The 17567-nt window shown below is 71.2% G+C and carries 14 protein-coding genes; 6 read left to right on the plus strand and 8 right to left on the minus strand.

All coding sequences use genetic code 11. The annotated features are described in order from the left end of the window. Positions 1 to 50: 50 nt before the first annotated feature. The gene (locus ETO60_RS01285; RefSeq protein ID WP_234026257.1) at positions 51 to 572 is read left to right on the plus strand and encodes a hypothetical protein; all 522 of its coding nucleotides are present in this window, start codon (positions 51 to 53) and stop codon (positions 570 to 572) included. Here ETO60_RS01285 and ETO60_RS01290 read toward each other — a convergent pair. Both ETO60_RS01290 and ispG read right to left on the minus strand, forming a co-directional pair. Continuing rightward, positions 548 to 1492 (minus strand): histone deacetylase family protein, encoded by a 945-nt coding sequence (locus ETO60_RS01290; RefSeq protein WP_130002041.1) that lies wholly within the window; start codon positions 1490 to 1492, stop codon positions 548 to 550. The genes ETO60_RS01285 and ETO60_RS01290 overlap by 25 nt on opposite strands. A gap of 95 nt (positions 1493 to 1587) precedes the next feature. Next, complete coding sequence (gene ispG, locus ETO60_RS01295; protein WP_130002043.1) at positions 1588 to 2733, minus strand: flavodoxin-dependent (E)-4-hydroxy-3-methylbut-2-enyl-diphosphate synthase; 1146 nt, start codon at positions 2731 to 2733, stop codon at positions 1588 to 1590. 211 nt (positions 2734 to 2944) lie between these two features. Between ispG and ETO60_RS01300 the strand changes: the two genes are divergently transcribed. Beyond that, a complete protein-coding gene (locus tag ETO60_RS01300) occupies positions 2945 to 3949 on the plus strand; it encodes a CorA family divalent cation transporter (protein WP_130002045.1) in 1005 nt (334 codons plus the stop codon). A 7-nt stretch (positions 3950 to 3956) separates the two neighbouring features. Further along, positions 3957 to 4511, plus strand: a complete 555-nt coding sequence (locus ETO60_RS01305; protein WP_130002046.1) for a DUF924 family protein — start codon at positions 3957 to 3959, stop codon at positions 4509 to 4511. A 148-nt stretch (positions 4512 to 4659) separates the two neighbouring features. On the opposite strand, the gene ETO60_RS01310 is transcribed toward ETO60_RS01305, so the two are convergent. Continuing rightward, positions 4660 to 6108: a mechanosensitive ion channel gene (locus ETO60_RS01310; protein WP_234026258.1), complete on the minus strand. Its 1449-nt coding sequence runs from the start codon at positions 6106 to 6108 to the stop codon at positions 4660 to 4662. Positions 6109 to 6236: 128 nt separating this feature from the next. On the opposite strand from ETO60_RS01310, the gene gltX reads away from it, so the two are divergent. After that, the gene (gene gltX, locus ETO60_RS01315; protein ID WP_130002974.1) at positions 6237 to 7610 is read left to right on the plus strand and encodes a glutamate--tRNA ligase; all 1374 of its coding nucleotides are present in this window, start codon (positions 6237 to 6239) and stop codon (positions 7608 to 7610) included. A gap of 73 nt (positions 7611 to 7683) precedes the next feature. Beyond that, the gene (locus tag ETO60_RS01320) at positions 7684 to 10065 is read left to right on the plus strand and encodes an EAL domain-containing protein (RefSeq protein ID WP_165362079.1); all 2382 of its coding nucleotides are present in this window, start codon (positions 7684 to 7686) and stop codon (positions 10063 to 10065) included. Positions 10066 to 10283: 218 nt separating this feature from the next. Here the strand turns inward: ETO60_RS01320 and ETO60_RS01325 are convergent, their stop codons facing one another. Beyond that, complete coding sequence (locus ETO60_RS01325; protein ID WP_130002050.1) at positions 10284 to 11516, minus strand: RsmB/NOP family class I SAM-dependent RNA methyltransferase; 1233 nt, start codon at positions 11514 to 11516, stop codon at positions 10284 to 10286. A gap of 63 nt (positions 11517 to 11579) precedes the next feature. On the opposite strand from ETO60_RS01325, the gene ETO60_RS01330 reads away from it, so the two are divergent. Then, positions 11580 to 11753 (plus strand): DUF1674 domain-containing protein, encoded by a 174-nt coding sequence (locus ETO60_RS01330; protein WP_130002052.1) that lies wholly within the window; start codon positions 11580 to 11582, stop codon positions 11751 to 11753. Here the strand turns inward: ETO60_RS01330 and ETO60_RS01335 are convergent. From ETO60_RS01335 to ETO60_RS01350, 4 genes are read right to left on the minus strand one after another with little or no spacing between them, the layout of a single operon-like run. Next, positions 11746 to 13140 (minus strand): cytochrome P450, encoded by a 1395-nt coding sequence (locus tag ETO60_RS01335; RefSeq protein ID WP_130002054.1) that lies wholly within the window; start codon positions 13138 to 13140, stop codon positions 11746 to 11748. The genes ETO60_RS01330 and ETO60_RS01335 overlap by 8 nt on opposite strands. Before the next feature lie 44 nt (positions 13141 to 13184). Next, positions 13185 to 14222: a ferrochelatase gene (hemH, locus tag ETO60_RS01340; RefSeq protein ID WP_130002056.1), complete on the minus strand. Its 1038-nt coding sequence runs from the start codon at positions 14220 to 14222 to the stop codon at positions 13185 to 13187. Further along, complete coding sequence (locus tag ETO60_RS01345) at positions 14219 to 16573, minus strand: molybdopterin cofactor-binding domain-containing protein (RefSeq protein ID WP_130002058.1); 2355 nt, start codon at positions 16571 to 16573, stop codon at positions 14219 to 14221. The genes hemH and ETO60_RS01345 overlap by 4 nt, the downstream gene beginning before the upstream one ends. Then, positions 16555 to 17550: a P-loop NTPase gene (locus ETO60_RS01350; protein WP_130002060.1), complete on the minus strand. Its 996-nt coding sequence runs from the start codon at positions 17548 to 17550 to the stop codon at positions 16555 to 16557. Before ETO60_RS01350 ends, ETO60_RS01345 begins: the two co-directional genes overlap by 19 nt. Between the last annotated feature and the right edge of the window lie 17 nt (positions 17551 to 17567).

Consider the following 17567-nt stretch of genomic DNA (forward strand, 5'->3'; position numbering starts at 1 on the left):
GCCTAGCACATTCCTGCCGACGCTGCATGAACGGAGGGGAACAGCTTGCCATGTCTGCTGCACACGTGATCGCCGCCACCGCCGGAGCCGTCCTGCTGGGCGGCTGCACCGCCGCCGCCACGCAGACACCGCCCGTCCTTTCGCCCCCGGTGCCGGCGGCGGCCGCCCCGGCCGCGCCGGGCATCCGTGTCCTCGACGGCGCGGCGCTGGAGCAGCTCAAGGCGAACGCGGGTGTGACGCTGCAATGGATCAGCTGGCGCCAGCGCGGCCATGCCTTCGTCCGCGCCGAAGACGGGCAGATGCGGCTCAGCGCCGTGCAGGGCGAGGTCGACGGACCGGGACAGCTCACGCTGGAAGGGCGGGTGACGGAAATCGGACGCGACTACTTCGTCTTCGCCGGGCAGATCGCGATCAGCGACGTGCCGGACCGGGGGCGGCGCTGCGTGGCGACCCGCGACAACTGGCGCTTCGCCGTGACCCAGAACCGGCCCTACTGGCGGCTGCGCGACTTCGAGTGGTGCGACGGACTGACCGACTACATCGACATCTACCATCCCGGCACCCGCCCCTGAGGCAGACGGACCGGGGCGGCATGGCGGGCGTTTTCCTCCGCCATGGCGATCATGCCCGCCGCGTGGCGCTGGCCAAGCACCAGCGGATCGGGACCGTAGCCGCCGCCCAGCGCCGACGCCACCGGCACACCGCGGCGGCGCGCCTCGCGCAGCACCAGCCGGTCGCGCGCCAGCAGCCCGGCGTCGCTGAGGGCAAGCCGCCCCAGCCGGTCGTCGCGGTGCGGATCCACGCCGGCCTGGTAGAGCACGAGATCCGGGGCGAAGGTGTCGAGGATGGCGGGCAGGCGCGCGCCGATCTCGGCAAGATAGGTGTCGTCGTCCGCCCCGTCGGGCAGCGCCACGTCGAGCGAGGAGCGCGCCTTGCGCACGGGGAAGTTCCTGGCCGCATGAACGGAGAAGGTGAAGACCTGCGGCCGTCCGGCCATCAGCGCTGCGGTGCCGTCGCCCTGGTGGACGTCGAGATCGACGATGAGGATCCGGCGCGCATCGCCTTCGCCGATCAGCCGGTTGGCGGCGACCGCCAGATCGTTGAACACGCAATAGCCCGCGCCCGTCTCATGCAGGGCATGGTGGCTGCCCGCGGCGCTGTTGGCGGCATAGCCGTGGCTCAGGGCCAGCTTCGCTGCGAGCCAGGTGCCGCCGTTGGTGTGCTGCACCCGGGCGGCGATCCGCGGCGTCACCGGAAAGCCGATGCGCCGCTCCTTGGCGGCTGGCACGCGGGCCGCCAGCACCTCGTCGACATAGGCGGGGTCATGGACCGCTTCCAGCCATTCGCGCGGCATTGGTGCCGGCGCGTGCTCCGTCAGCGGATAGCCGCTTTCCCGCAAGGCCGCCATGACGGCCCGGTACTTGTCGAACCGGAACGTGCCGCGCGCGGGACTGGCCGGGGCGTAATCGGCGTGATGGACGACGTGAAGCACAGCTCAGGCTGGCGCCGCGACCCCGGCTGTGCGCGCCGCCTGCCCTGCGCCGTGCCCGGCCGGGGCCGGCCCGGCAGCCTCACGAGGCAGCCGGCTCACTCCGCGGCGACGCCCATCGCGTCGGCATCGCCCGCATCGCTCATGCCGGCCTCGATCTCGGCCGCCTTGGCCTCGACCAGCGCGACGATGTGGTCGATCATGCGCTCGTCCTCGACATGGTGGTCGGTGACGCCGGACAGGTACACCATGTGCCGGCCCTTGCCGCCGCCGGTGATGCCGATGTCGGTTTCACGCGCCTCGCCAGGGCCGTTGACGACGCAGCCGAGCACGGAGAGCGACAGCGGCGTCTTGATGTGCTCCAGCCGTTTCTCCAGCGCCTCGACCGTGCGGATGACGTCAAATCCCTGGCGCGAACAGGACGGGCAGGACACGACCCGCACGCCGCGCGTCCTGAGGCCGAGCGACTTCAGGATTTCGAAGCCGACCTTCACCTCCTGTTCCGGTTCGGCCGACAGGCTGACCCGGATGGTGTCGCCGATGCCTGCCCACAGCAGCGAGCCGATGCCGATGGCGCTCTTCACCGTGCCGCCGACGAAGCCACCCGCCTCGGTGATGCCCAGATGCAGCGGACAATCCACCGCGTCGGCCAGCCCCTGATACGCCGCCACGGCGAGAAACACGTCGCTGGCCTTCACCGCGACCTTGTATTCGTGGAAATCGTGATCCTGCAGCAGCTTTATGTGATCGAGCGCGCTTTCGATCAGCGCCTCGGGACATGGTTCGCCGTATTTCTCCAGCAGATGCTTCTCGAGCGAGCCGGCGTTGACCCCGATGCGGATGGCACAGCCATTGGCCTTGGCCGCGCGCACCACCTCCGCCACACGCGCGGACGAACCGATGTTGCCCGGATTGATCCGCAGACACGCCGCGCCCGCATCCGCCGCCTCCAGCGCGCGCTGGTAGTGGAAATGGATGTCGGCGACGATCGGGACGCGCGCCGCGCGGGTGATCAGGCGGAAGGCGCGCGTCGCCTCGGGCGTGGGGCACGAGACGCGGATAATGTCGGCGCCCGCATCCTCGCACCGCCGGATCTGGTCCAGCGTCGCGGCGGCGTCCTCCGTCGGCGTGTTGGTCATGGTCTGCACGGTGATCGGCGCATCGCCGCCGACCGGAACGTTGCCGACCATGATCTGCCGGCAGGGGCGCCGTTCGATCGTGCGCCAGGGACGGATGCTGCTCATCGCTTCGTCTCTCGTGAAGAACACATGGACCGGATGTGACACGGTCCAAGGACACGCCGCCCGGTCATTCGCCCATGAACCCGGCACGGCGCGTGCCGCACCGGGAGAAGCGAGATTGCGGCGCCAGACATGCCCCGCTAGCTAGCATGGCGCATCCCGATAGGAAATGCGCGCGTGCGGCAGAGCGGAGGCGGACACGATGAACGGGGCCATGACGCGCGCTGAAATGACCGCTTCCGACGGGCCGCTGCTGTTCGGCCGGGTTCTGGACGGCGCGGGGGGAGGTGCGCCGATCACCTGGGACGAGGCGCGCGACTGGCGACCGGAACGGCCGGGTGCGGTGCTGTGGCTCCATCTCGACCGGACACTGCCCGAAGTGCGGGCATGGCTGCTGCACACGCTGAGCCTGCCCGAGCCGACGGCCGAACTGCTGACCAGCGACGACACCCGCCCGCGCGCCTTCCGCGAGGGCGAGACGCTCGTCGCCACGCTGCGGACCATCAACTTCAATCCCGGCGCCGAACCCGAGGACATGGTGTCCATGCAGCTGTGGAGCGACGGGACGCGGGTGCTGACCTTCCGCCGCCACTGGCTTCAGGGTCCGCGACAGGTGCTGGCGCTGGTGGATGGCGGCGGGCCGGGGCCGACCGACGCGGGCGCGCTGATCACCAGCCTGGTGGAACACATGATCCACCACATGAACCATTCGGTGATCGACATGAACGAGCAGATCGACGCCCTGTTCGCCGTCGACGGCGCGGACGACCGCGCGGACGACCTGCTGGGCCGGATCTCGGCCATCCGCCGCGACTGTCTGGCGCTGAAGCGGCACATGGGGCCCGAGCACGTCGCGCTGGAGGCGATCGCCCGCGACGCGCCGGGCTGGTTCGAGCCGCACGACCGGCGCGAGATCGGCGAGAGCATCGCGCTGCTGCGGCGGTTCCTCGACGACATCGACGTCAGCAAGGAATCGGCGGTGGTGCTGATGGACGAGATCCGCGGCCGGTCGCTCGCCCGCTCGGAACGGACCAACCGGCTGCTGACGGTGGTCGCGACCGTGTTCCTGCCCCTCACCTTTCTCACCGGCCTGCTCGGCATGAACGTGGAGGGGATTCCGGCCGCCGAGCACCCTCTGGCGTTCTGGAGCGTTGTGGGCCTGTGCGGTGTCGTTCTGATCGTGCAGGTCATGCTGTTCCGCCGCTGGCGCTGGCTGTGAGCGGGCGGTGACGGCGGCCCGGCGCGGCTGGGCGGCGGCCCTGCACCACCACTGGTTCCACCGGCTCTCCCCCGCTGACTGGTTCGGCGGCTCGGATGCGGTGGATGACGGGCTGCGGGCGCGGTTCGGCCGCTGGCACGCGGCGTTGCGGACGCAGCCGGCCATCCGGTTTCTCGCCAGCCCGCGCGATGCGCTGGGAGCGGTGCTGCTGTTCGATCAGGTGCCGCGCAACATCTTTCGCGGGCAGGCCGAGGCCTGGGCGACCGATCCGCTCGCGCTGGCGATCACCCGCGCGGTGCTGGCGCGCGGCTGGGAGGCCGGGCTGCGGCAGGAGGAGCGGCAGTTCCTCTACATGCCGCTGATGCACAGCGAGGACATCCGCGACCAGCGCCTGTCCCTGCGCGCCTTTGCCAGCCTGCCGCGCCGCATGGGCTGGGACTATGCCCGGGCCCACCACCGGATGATCGCCCGCTTCGGCCGCTATCCCCACCGCAACGCCATCCTCGGCCGGGCAAGCACGCCGGCGGAAGAGGCGGCGGTGGCGGCCGGCTACGCCTGGTAGCGCACACCAGGCCGTTCGGGCGCGCGGAGCGGCCGCGCAGCGCCGTTTTCGGCGCCTGTTGATCGGATGCGGCGACGAAAGAACAGGGCGCAGGCGAATGGCCCGCGCCCTGTTCGTTTCAGCCGCCGGCTGCGCCCGTCAGGCCGGCTCAGGCGCCGGGAGGCAGCGGATCGTCCTCCGGCCGGCTGCTGCCCGCGGCCGGACCGCTGCTGGGCCGCACGGCGAGCGGGTCCGCGGCCGCCGACGAGGAAGAGGAGGCGGGCGACGCCGTGGTGCCGGTGGCCGCCGCGCCGCCGCGCCGCAAGCCGCCGAGGCCCGGCCCAGCGGAGGCCGAGGCCGGCTTTTCCGCCTGCTCGCGCACCTTGGTGTCCATCTGCTCGAGCTTGCGGCTCGCCCATTCCCGGCCGCCGATGCCAAAGGCGAGCGCTCCCGCCACCGCCGCGCCGATCACGAGCGCGCCGAAGAAGATGCGGATGATGTCCTCGCCGATGCCGGTGAACTGCAGCCCCATGAAGGTGAAGACGAAGATCGTCGCCCACTTCACGATCAGCGCCGCCAGCCCCGTCTCTTCCGCTCCGCCGATCATGCGCGCCAGCATGCGGGCAAGCAGGAAGCCGACGATGATGACCACCGCGCCGAAGATGACCTGACCGCCGAGTTCGAGCACCTGGCTGAGCAGGGCGCTCAGCTCCGGGAAGTTGAGCAGCCGGGTCGCGGCGATGGCGAAGAACAGGATGATGGCGATCTGCGCCACGCGCGCGACGATGGAGGACAGCGTCACGGAGCCGGGCAGCAGTTCGGTGGTGCCGAACGCCCGGTCGGCGCCGAGGCCGGCCATGATGCTCTTGATGAGATCGACCACGAACCGGCTGATGACATAGCCCAGCCCCAGCAGGATCGCCGCACCGATGATCAGCGGGATGGCGTTGAGGATGAGGTTGAGCATGGCGCTGGCCGGGCCCGACACCGCCTGGATGTTGAGGACGTCGAGCGCCATGATCGAGAAGAAGATCACGATCAGGGCGTAAAGGACCGTGCCGATGGTCTGGCTGAGCTGCGCCCCGCCGCCGGCAGAGGGATCGTCCGCCGCGCGGGCGTCGGCGCCGGCATTGTCCATGTCGGACCGCACGGCCGCGGCCGGCTCCCCGGCCGTGCGGTAGGCGCCCGCCCGTCCGATCAGGCGGTCGATGTTGAACGTCTGCAGCCCCGTCGTGGCGATGTCCCGCACGATCCGGGCAATCACGAGGCCGATGAAGAACAGCACGGCCGCACCCACCAGATTGGGAATGAAGGCGGCGATGTTGTTGAGCAGGTTCTGCGCCGGCGCCAGCACCTGGCCGAGCTGAAGGATCTGGAGCACGGTGACGAGGCCGAACAGCCAGATCACCAGCGACACGAGCCGGCCGAGCGACGAGCCGATCGTCTCTCCCGAGGTGGTGTTGTGCCGCCGGAAGAACCCGACATTGTCGACCAGCCTGGCGAACGCCCAGCGGGCGCCCCGCGCCAGCAGCCAGGTGATGACCAGCGTCGCAAGCACCAGCAGCCCGCGTTCCAGCCACAGGCTGGCAAGCGATTCGTTGAAGCGCAACTGTCCCATCGGTCGAAAATCCCCCTGAAGAACCTTGCTCTCTTACCAACGCGCCGACTTTTGGTTCCCTGCGGCCTCGGGGGTGCCGGCGGGTGCAGGATGGCCAAGTGCCGGTCCTGGCGGTAACGGCACTCGCCATGGTCACGACCCGGTTCGCCCCCTCGCCCACCGGCCGCCTGCATGTCGGCAATCTGCGCACGGCGCTGCACAACTGGCTGCTCGCCCGCCGCGCGGGCGGACGGTTCCTGCTGCGCATCGACGACACCGACGCCGAGCGCAGCCGGGAGGCGTATGTGGACGCGATCCGCCGCGATCTCGACTGGCTCGGCCTTCGCCCCGACGGCGAGGTGCGCCAGTCCGCCCGCCTCGACCTCTACAAAGCGGCCTTCGCCCGGCTGGTGGCCGAGGGGCGCGTCTACCCGGCGTACGAGACGGCACAGGAGCTGGAGCTGAAGCGCAAGGTGCGCCTCGGGCGCGGCCTGCCGCCGATCTACGACCGGGCGGCGCTGCGCCTGAGTGCACAGGAGCGCCGGGCGCTGGAGGAAGGCGGCCGGCGGCCGCACTGGCGGTTCCGCCTTGATCACGACCAGCCGATCGTCTGGCACGACGCCATCCGCGGCGAACAGCGCTTCGATCCGGCGCAGCTGTCCGACCCGGTGGTCCGGCGCGCCGACGGCAGCTGGCTCTACATGCTGCCCAGCGTCGTGGACGACATCGACATGAACATCACGGACGTGCTGAGGGGCGAGGACCATGTGTCGAACACGGCCGTGCAGGTGCAGATCTTCGCCGCACTCGGCCGGACGCCGCCGCGTTTCGCGCACGAGGCGCTGCTCGTGGGAGACGAGGGCAAGCTGTCCAAGCGCCTCGGCTCCATCGACTGCGACACGTTGCGGGCGCGGGGCATCGAACCCGACGCGCTCGCGGCGCTGCTGGCGAGGCTCGGCACCAGCCGTCCGGTCGAGCCGGTGGGCGAGCGCGGCGTGCTCGTGGAGGAGTTCGACCTGTCGCTCTTCAGCCGCGCGCCGGCGCGCTTCTCGCTCGACGAACTCGACCGGCTGAACCGCGGCATCGTCCACCAGCTGCCCTTCGAGCGGGTCGCCGGCCGTTTGCCCGACGGGATCGGAGAGGCGGCGTGGCTGGCGCTGCGCCCGAACCTTGGCCGGGTCGCCGACGCCGGCGACTGGCTCGCGGTGCTGTCCGGCCCGCTTGCCCCTCCCGCGCTTGAGCCGGAGGATCAGGCGCTTGCCGCGCTGGCGGCCGAGCGGCTGACCTGGTCGGCGACACCCTGGCAGGACCTCACCGCTGCTCTCAAAACGGAGACAGGGCGCAGCGGACGGGCGCTGTTCCTGCCGCTGCGTCTGGCGCTGACCGGCCGGGCGCAGGGGCCCGACATGGCCGCCCTCCTGCCGCTCATTGGAGAGCGGGAAGCGCGGGCCCGCCTGCGCGCGGCCGCCGGCCTGCCGGACGGCGCGGAACAGCTCCATTCCGGAGGAGATCGCGGCGCCTGAACGAACGCTTCGTTAACCAATCTGAACGCATGGTCGTGCGGCACACCCGAGGCCCGAGAGCCGGAAGGACATGATGCCGGGAGCGTTGATCAGGACGAGGGCAAAGCGCTGGCGGCGGCTGTGGACGCTGCGGCAGCGGCTGCGCGTCCGCCGCGAACGTTCCATGCCGCAGCAGCAGGTCGTCGCCCGCGTCCGGCTGCGCCACGTGCTGACCGCGTGCGCCACCGGACTGCTGCTGGGGACGGCCACGCTGCTCGAGCCGATCGACCAGATCACCTGGGTCACGCAGACCCACCTCGTGCGCAAGGCCCCGTCCGGGACCATCGTGTTCGTCGCGCTCGACCCGGATGTCGCCTCCCCCAACTCTCCCGACGCCCGGCGCAGGCTGGCCCAGGCGCTTGACCAGCTACGCGCCGCCGGGCCGCGTCTCGTCGCTCTCGACGTGGTGTTCGAGGCGCCCACCACCCCCGACGCCGACGCCGCGCTGCGCCGCGCCATCGCCCGCTACGGCGACCGCATCGTGCTGGTGCAACGGCGGGTGGATCATGTGAATGGTCAGCGCGTATACCGTTCGACTCATCCGGACATCCGCGGAACCGCGCCTCAGGCGCTGAACTTCCGGTACGTCAACTACCTGAATCTCACGTGGGACTCCTACCGCCGACTGGATCAGCGCGCGGAACTGCCGACGCTTCCGGTCGCCCTCGCAGGCGAACCGACCAGTGGTCCAGAGCGTTTCGCGATCGACTACCGGTACGACACCGACGAGATCGCCTACCTACGCAAGAGTGAATTGCTGGAACAGATTCAGCCGGCGACTGTGAAAGGCAAGGTCGTCGTCCTCGGGATCGACAACGGTCCTGTCCGTGAGCTTGCCAACATTCCGGGACGCATCAATGTCCCGGCGAGTTATGTAACCATCCTTGCGGCGGAAACGCTGCGTGGCGGCGTGCCCTGGGTGACACCGCAATGGCTGCCCTTGACGCTGTTCCTTGCTGCCCTTGCAGCAGCCTCATTGCTGCGAAGGGCGTTGTGGCGGTGGGCCGGCTACGGTGTGGCAGTCCTCGCAGGCGGTCTGGCTGTCTACGTCGCCACGGTGTTCAACATCATGGTCACGTCCGGCCCTGTCGTCATGGCCGCGCTGATCTATGCGGGCCTGCGGATCTGGTGGCGGGCGCGCAACCGGGGGGTCATGTTCGACGACCGCACGGGCCTGCCGACGACCCGCGCGCTCGAGCGCGAATTCTCGCCGCAGGAGACGCAGACCGCCAGCTTCATCGTCGCCCGGGTCCACAATTTCGACGACGTGCTGAGCACGCTGCCCGAGTCGCGTCACGCCGAATACATCAAGCTGCTGTCCGACCGGCTGCGCATCGCCGACGAGAACCGGCAGCTCTACTCGGGCGGCAACGGCTTCTTCGCCTGGACCATGCCGGTCATGGGGCGCGAGCGGCTGAGCGACCACCTGCTCGGCACCCGGCTGCTCTGCTACGAACCGGTGCAGCTCGGTGACACCGCCATCGACATCAACGTCACCTTCGGTGTCGATGCCAGCGCCGACAATTCGCCGGGTCGCAAGCTCGCCTCCGCCCGCAACGCGGCGCAGCGCTCGAACGAGGCCGACCGCCCGATCGTGTTCGTCGAACATTCCGCCGACGAGGAGCACCTGTGGAACCTGTCGATCCAGCACAAGATCGACGCGGCCATCGCCGGGGGGCACATCTACCCGGTGTTCCAGCCGCAGTTCTGCACGGCCACCGGCGCCGTCGTGGGGGTCGAGGCGCTCGTCCGCTGGAACGATCCGGCCCGCGGCATCGTGCCGACCGACTGGTTCATCGACCAGTGCGAGAAGGCCGGGCGGATCGATCGGCTGACCCGGCTGATGCTGCACGAATCGATGCGGCTGGTGCAGCAGCTCGACGGCGAGCAGTCGCTGCGCCTCTCGGTCAACATCTCCGCCCTTTCGGTGCAGGACATGCGGCTGTGCGACATGGTGCGCGGGCTGCTCGAGCTCACCGGCTTCCATCCGGCGCGGCTGACGCTGGAGCTGACCGAGACATGGCACATTGCCCGGCCGGAACGCGCCGCGGCGGTGATGGAGGCCATCGCCGCGATGGGCGTGCGCTGGGCGCTCGATGATTTCGGCGTCAAGACCGCGACCTATGACGCGCTGATGCTCTACCCCATCGACGAGCTGAAGATCGACCGCAGCCTGACGGGCAAGGTGCTGGACCTGCGCAAGGGGCGCCGGATCGTGCGGCACATCTGTCGCCTGGGCGCCGACCTCGAGATCGACGTGGTTGCGGAAGGTGTCGAATCGGAGGCCGAGTTCGAAACTCTGCGCGCGTTCGGCTGTCCGCTGGTGCAGGGGTTCGTGCTTGCGCCGCCGGTGCCGTTCGACACGCTGCGTGCCATGGTGTCCTCCGGCGGGACACGGGACGAACGCCGGATGTGAGGCGGTCTTTACTTCCTGTTAAGGTTAATTTAGCCTTAAGCTCTCAACTAAGCAGGGGAGCTTTGTGATGAAAAAGTATCTCGGTCAGGTTCTCGGCGGTTTCTGGGACTGGTTCTGGGGCGGCCGCGCCATGGGCTTCGCGTTCTGAGACCAGACGCCATCGAACACGGAAGGCCCTCGCGAAAGCGGGGGCCTTTTTGCGTCACCGTCTGGCGCGGTCACCCCCGCCAACGGGCGATGAAGAAGCCGTCCAGCCCGCCCTCTTCCGCCAGCATGCCCGGGTGCGTGCGCACCCGGCCGAGCGCATCGGGCCGCAGACCTGCCGGCAGTTCGTCGGCAGCAACCGGAAGGGAAACGGCGTCCACCCGCGCGGCCTGCTCCTCGCCCTCCTCCCGCTCGAGCGAACACACCGCGTAGACCAGCACCCCGCCGGGTCGCAGATGCGCGCGCGCCCGGCGCAGCATCGCCTCCTGCATTCCGGCCATGCGCGCGATCGCGGCGGCGTCGATGCGGTGCAGCACGTCCGGGTTGCGGCGGCAGGTGCCGGTGGCGGTGCACGGCGCGTCGAGCAGCACGGCGTCGAACGGTTCCGCCGCATGCCATGCGAGCGCGTCTGCGCAGATCAGGTCCGCCCGCAAGCCCGTGCGGGCAAGATTGTCGCGCAGGCGCCCGAGCCGCCGGGCCGAAGCGTCGAGCGCGGTGACCTCCCAGCCGCGACTCGCCAGCTGAAGCGTCTTGCCACCGGGCGCCGCGGCAAGATCGAGCACCCGCCGCCCCGCGCCCTCGCCCAGCAGCCGCGCCGGCAGTGACGCCGCCAGATCCTGCACCCACCAGGCACCTTCGCCGAAGCCGGGCAGGTCCGGCACCGCCCGGCCGCGCTCCAGCCGCACATGCCCCGGCGCCAGCGAACGCCGGCCGAGCCGCGCGGCCCACAGGGCGGTGGCGCCCGCATCCTTCAGTGTGAGATCGAGCGGCGGCGGCTCGCGCAGCGCCGGCGCCACGGCCTCGGCCATCGCGCCCCAGCGGGCGCGCACCGCCTGCGGCAGGGTTGGCGCCGGTGGTAGCTGCACACCCCGGCGGACGAGGGCGGCGAACACGCCATGCGCAAGCCGGCGCGGACCTCCGGTCAGGAGCGGCAGACCGGTCGCCACCACCGCATGCGCCGGCATGCCGAGGCGCAGCGACTGGGCAAGCATCAGACGCAGCACCGTGCGGGCCTTCGCATCCGGGGGCAGCGGACGGGCGGTGGCGCCGTCGATGAGGTGATCGAGGTCGACCAGCCACCGGAGCGCCTCGCCGGCGATCGCCCGCGCCAGAGCCTTGTCAGCCGGATGCGCAAGGCCGCTCAGGGCCGCAGCACCGGCCTGATCCAAAGTCTCGCCCCGCCGCAGCACGGCATCGAGCAGCTTCAGGGCCGCCAGCCGGGCCGCCGTTCCGGGAACCGTGTCCATCGGCCGCTCTTAGGATGCGCGGGCCGGATTGAAACCCCGTCCGTCGCGGCGCATCTGGGGCGCATGACCCAGCGCAGCACCCGTCGACCGGCCGGCTTCCGCAAGCCGGCCTACTGGACCAACGACCCCGCACCGGCTCCGCGGGCGATCGATCCCGCGGCCAGCGAACCGCGGGCGGTCAGTCCCACGCGCTATGGTGACTGGACCGAGAACGGCATCGCCATCGATTTTAGTTGAGCGCCCTGAGAGCAATCCGCAGGCCGTCACGCGGCTGCGGGATGGGCCAGGCCTGCCAGCGCGGCTCGTATCCGTCCGCGACCTCGATGCGGTAGCGGGTCAGGAGGTGGGCCATGAGGATCTTGATCTGCATGTAGGCGAAATGCAGCCCGAGGCACATGTGCGCGCCGCCCCCGAACGGCACCCAGGCGTATTTGTGCCGGGCGCGGACCTGTTCGGGAAGAAAACGCTCGGGGTCGAAGCGGTCGGGCTCGGGCCAGTGTTCCTCCAGGTGATGGACCATGGCCGGGCTGACGCTGACCGGCGCGCCCGCCGGGATGTGGTAGCCGCCGAACTCGAACGCGCGCAGCGCCCGCCGCGGCAGCGAAGGCACCGGCGGGATCATCCGCAGCGCTTCCTTGAAGGCCATTTCCGTCAGCTGCGGCCTGGCGAGATCGTCGAAGGACAAGGGCGCGCCCGGCGTCCCGGTGAGCGCCAGCAGCTCGTCCCGAACACGGTCCTGCCAGACCGGATGCCGCGCGAGCAGGTATACGAGCGCCGTGGCGCTGGAGGTGATGGTGTCGTGCGCCGCCATCATCAGGAAGTTCATGTGGTCGACGACCTCGTCGATCGGCAACAGCGTGCCGCTCTCGTCCGTGGCGGTCGCGAACTGGCTGAACATGTCCTGCCCGCCGCCACTTTCCCGGCGGCGCAGGGTTTCGCGGGTGAAGTAGTCGACCAGGAACGCCCGGCCGTCCACGCCCTTCTTCATCCGGCTGAAGGGCAAGGGCTTGCGGACAGGCGCGACCGACGCCTGCACCATGTCGACGAAGGCCTGGTTGATGCGCTCCGCCTCCGGGCCGAAGGGAAGACCGATGAAGCTGTCGGCCGCAAGGTCCAGCGTCAGCTGCTTGATGGCGGGATAGAACCGCATCGGCCCGCTCCCCCAGCTTTCGACGCGCCGGGCGATCTCGCGGTTGAGCGTGCCGGCGTAGTGGCGCATCGGCTCGGGCTTGAAGGCGATCGACAGCGCCCGGCGGTCGGCGCGGTGCTTCTCGAAGTCGAGCAGCATCAGACCACGCGGGAACAGCCGGTGAAGCACAGGGCTCCAGCCCTGCTCGCTGGAAAAGATCCCCTGCCGGTCGAACAGCACCAGTTCGTTCGCCTCGGCGCCGATGAGGTTCACGTTGCGGATGCCGAAGCTGTTGGTGCGGAAGACCGGACCGTAGCGGGCATACATGCGCCGGCCGTAGGCGGGCGGATCGGCGAGAACCTTGAGGGTGGTGCCGACGAGCGGCCAGCCATCATCGCCCGGAATGTGGTCGAGCGCGGACTTGGGCAAGCGCTGCGACCAGTGCGCGGGCGTGAACGGCTCTGCGCCTGACAGCGGCGCGGCGACGGTAGCCATGGCTCGACCCTCCTTGTTGACGTGAGTGTAAATAGATCGCGGCGTCAAATCCACCCTGACAGTTCGCGCCGGACCATGGCCTCCAGCATCGCCATCCCGTCCCCGGACGCGTTGAGGCAGGACAGCACGGCATAGTCGCTGCCACCCGCCGCCTCGAACTGTTCGCGGCCGGCAATCGCCAGCTCTTCCAGCGTCTCGACGCAGTCGGCGGCAAAGCCGGGCGCGGCAACCGCGATCCGCCGCGTGCCTGCCCTCGCCTCCGCCTCGAGCGTGGCGTCGGTGGCGGGTTCCAGCCATTTGGCCGGGCCGAAGCGCGACTGGAACGTCGTCTCGATCCTCAGCCCCGCCCAGCGCGGATCGGCGTGCAGGCGCGCCGCGAGCAGCCGCGCCGTCTTGCGGCAGTGGCAATGGTACGGATCACCCTTGTGCAGCGTGCGCTCCGGCATGCCGTGGAAGGAAAGCAGCAGCACCTCGGGCGCGAACGGCAAGGCCGCAAGCTGCCGGCCGAGATCGCGGTGAAGCGCGTCGAGGTAGAGCGGATCGTCGTGATAGGGCGGCAGGGTGCGCAGCGTCGGCTGCCAGCGCATCGTCCGCAGCGCCTCTGCCGCCTTGTCGACGGCGGTCGCCGTCGTGGCGGCGCAGTATTGCGGATAGAGGGGCGCAAAGAGGATGCGCTCGCACCCTTGCGCCATCAGCGTGGCGAGGCGGCTGGCGATGGACGGATTGCCGTACCGCATGGCGTAGTCCACCCGCACGCCGTCGCCCGCCAGCCGCTCGGCCAGACCGGCCGCCTGCGCCCGCGTGATCGCCGCCAGCGGCGAGCCGTCCGCCGTCCACACCTTGCCATAGGCATGGGCGGACTTGCGCGGGCGCACGTTCAGGATCACGCCGCGCAGGATGGGTTGCCAGACAAGCCTCGGCACTTCGATCACCCGCGGGTCCGAAAGGAACTCGCGCAGGTAGCGGCGCACGGCCGGCGGATCGGCGGCGTCGGGCGTGCCGAGGTTGACGAGCAGCACGCCCACGCCTCCCGAACGGACCGGCGGGTGGTCCGGGGGCAGCGCTTGGGTTGTCCAGGTCATGCGTTCTCCAGCAGCGGCAGGGCACGGATCCGCCGCCCCGTGGCGGCGAACAGGGCGTTGGCAATCGCGGGCGGCGCCACGACCGTCCCCAGTTCGCCGGGATCGAAGGGCGGTGCCGCTTCGTCGCCGACGAACCGCACCTCGATCTGAGGTGTCCGCGCCAGCGGCGCAATGGCCAGATCGCCAAGCCGGTCGCTGACCGGGAGGCCGCCGGCGAAAGCGGCCTGTCCGCCAAGCGCCATGGTGAGGCCGAACAGCAACCCTCCCTCGATCTGCTGGCGGGCGATGTCCGCGTTGACGATCCGCCCGAGGTCCACGGCGGCGAACAGGCGGCGCACCGCGATCTGCCCGCCGGCAGCGTCCACGGCCGCAATGCAGGCGATCCGCCCGCCGCCACCGTCCTCGTCATTCTCGGCGGCCGCCCGCAGCCGCGCGCAGGCCAGTCCCTGTCCCCCCGACCGGCCGGCGCCGTCCCACTGCGCCATCTCGGCCACGGCCAGCAGGCAGGCGGCGAGGCGCGGGTCATGCCCGAGCATGGCGATGCGCCAGGACAGCGGCTCGCGCCCGGCCCTCGCCGCAAGTTCGTCGATCATGCTTTCGGTGCAGAATGCCGCCACCGCCGCGCCGTTGCCGCGCACCGGCCCCGCCGGCAGCGGCAGGTCGACCGGCACGTGCTCCACCGCGACATTGGGGATGGCATAGGGCGGCACGGCGTCGCGCAGCGCCAGCGGATCGGCAACTCCGGCGCTCGCGCGCAGGGCCGCCGTGGCGGTCATGTTGTCGAACAGCCGGTGCCCCATCTGCCGCATCCAGGCCGGCGCGGCAAAGCGCGCCGACCACTGGCCGATGCGCGGCTCTCCTCCGGGCTGGAAGGCGGCGCCAACCCGGACGTGGACAAAGGGACCGTGAGGCAGGGCCAGCAGCTCCTGCCGCCGGGGCCAGGTGAGCTGCACCGGGCGGCCGACCGCCTCGGCAATCACGGCGGCCTCGATGGCGTGGGTGTGATCGAGCCGCGCATCGAAGCTGCCGCCCCCCGCGACAGGATACAGCACCGCGTCCTCCGGGCGCAGCCGCACTGCCCGCGCGGCCGCCGCCAGCGCCTGTGCGGGCGCCTGCGCCGCCAGCCACAGCTCCAGCCGGTTGCCGCTGATCCGCGCCGTGGCGCTGGCTGTCTCGAGCGCGGCGTGAACGGCGGGCGCGATGCGGTAGGTGGCGGTCAGCAACCCGGCCGCGGACGGATCGACACTGCCGGAGGCGGCGATCACCTCGCCGTCCTGCTCCAGCGCGGCGTCGAGCATGCGGGTCATGGCCGCGCTGCTCACCGGCGCACCGCCGCCAAAGCGCGGGCGCATGGCATCGAGCGCCCGTTCCGCCATCCACCAGCTTTCGGCGACGGCCGCGAGCCAGCGCTTCGAGCGCACCACCCGGACCAGACCCGCGATGCCGCGCGCCGCCGCGGCGTCGAAGCCGGCCAGAAAGGGCGCTCCGGCCGGACCGTGGCGGATGGAGGCATGAACAAGGTTCGGCAGGCGCACGTCGCCGGCGAACAGCGTCGATCCGCTCGCCTTGGAAGGAAGGTCGAGCCGCGGAAACGGGTTCGGCCCTGCGCGCGCCTGCGCCCGCGGATCAGGCTGCGCGGGCGGTGCAGGCCCCGCGTCATCAGGCGCGTCGAGCCGCGCCGCGGCGGGCGCCAGCGCACCGAATGTCGCCCGCCGCTCGCCGCAGGTGATCAGCCCGTCGGCGACCAGGCACTCTGCCGGCGCGACGTTCCACTGGCGGCTGGCCGCCTCGACCAGCAGGGCGCGCGCGGCCGCCCCGGCGCGGCGGCACGGCTCCTCGTAGGCGGCAAGCGCGGTGCCGGCGGCCGTGGCGGCGAAGGCCGCGCGGCGGGCAAAGGCGCGCGCGCCCACGCCCCCCGGCAGCCGGGCGAGCACCGGGGCCGAAGGCGCCCACAACGGCTCCCAGAGCTGCGCCAGCGGCACGTTGGCGAAGGCGGCATGCGGCGGCACCGGCTGCACCGCGATCAGCCGCCAGTCCGCCCCCAGCTCCTCCGCCACCACCTGCGGCAGGAGGGTGCTGATCCCCTGCCCCGTCTCAACCTGCGGCACCGCCACGGTCACCACGCCGTCGCGGCCGATGGTCAGCCACGCCCCGAACGGCAGATCGTTGCGGCCGGACGGCAGGCGCGGGCCGTCGGCATCGGGCCAGGCAAGCCACGCCACGAGGAGTCCGCCACCGGCGGCGGCGCCGGCGAGCAGACCCCGCCGGCTCAGACGCCAGTGCGGGGACAGCAACGTCCCCCTTCCGCCGGACCCGGACACCGCCGCACGCGTCAAGGGCGGGCGAGCCATTGCGCCACCTTGCGGGCGATGGCGTCGAAGGGTTCTGCATCCGGGCCGCCCGCCGCCGCCGGCGGGGTGCCCCGGTCGCTCGCCTCACGCAGGGCGATGGAGAGCGGGATCCGGCCGAGGAACGGGATGTCCATGCGCGCCGCGGCGCCTTCGATCCCGCCTTTCCCGAAGGGATCGCTCCAGCCGCCGCAGTGGGGACAGCTGTAGCCGGACATGTTCTCGACCAGGCCGATGATCGGAACGCCGGCGGCCTCCAGCATCTGCCCGGCCCGCGCCGCGTCGACGAGCGCCAGATCCTGCGGCGTCGACACGATCACCGCGCCCGCGGGCCGGAAGCGTTGCAGCATGGTGATCTGGATGTCGCCGGTTCCGGGCGGCAGGTCCGCCAGCAGCAGTTCGGTGTCGCCCCAGTCCGCCTCGACGAGCTGGGCCAGTGCCTTGCCCGCCATCGGCCCGCGCCATGCCAGCGCCCGGCCCGGCGGGACGAGGTGTCCGGCGGACAGCACGGGAACGCCGCCGGCGCCGCGGACGGGCAGGAGACGGTTGCCCACCGCCTCGGGCTTCGCCGCCGTGGTGCCAAGCAGCATCGGCTGCGACGGTCCGTGTATGTCGGCATCGACGATGCCGACGCGAAGCCCCGTCCGCGCCAGCGCCAGCGCCAGATTGGCGGTGAGGGTCGACTTGCCCACCCCGCCCTTGCCCGACCCGACCGCGACGATGCGCGGACGCACCGGCGAGCCGCTTGCCGCCGGCGGAGCCGGGGCGGGTTCGCTCGCGCCGATCGCCACATGCACGGCGGCTCCCGCCGCGTGATCCTGCGCCGCCGCGACCAGCTCTGCCTCCAGCCGGGTACGCGCGGCCGCGTCGAGGCCGTCGCCGCTCGCCACCAGCAGGATGCGCCCGTGCTGGCGCCTCACCGTCAGCACGCGCCCGGCCAGCGCGGCCGGAAGCCGGTCGAGAAGTGGATCGCGTGGCATGCGAACCGGTGCCTTTA

This window comes from Qipengyuania thermophila (assembly GCF_004153605.1).
GTDB classification, from domain to species: domain Bacteria; phylum Pseudomonadota; class Alphaproteobacteria; order Sphingomonadales; family Sphingomonadaceae; genus Qipengyuania_B; species Qipengyuania_B thermophila.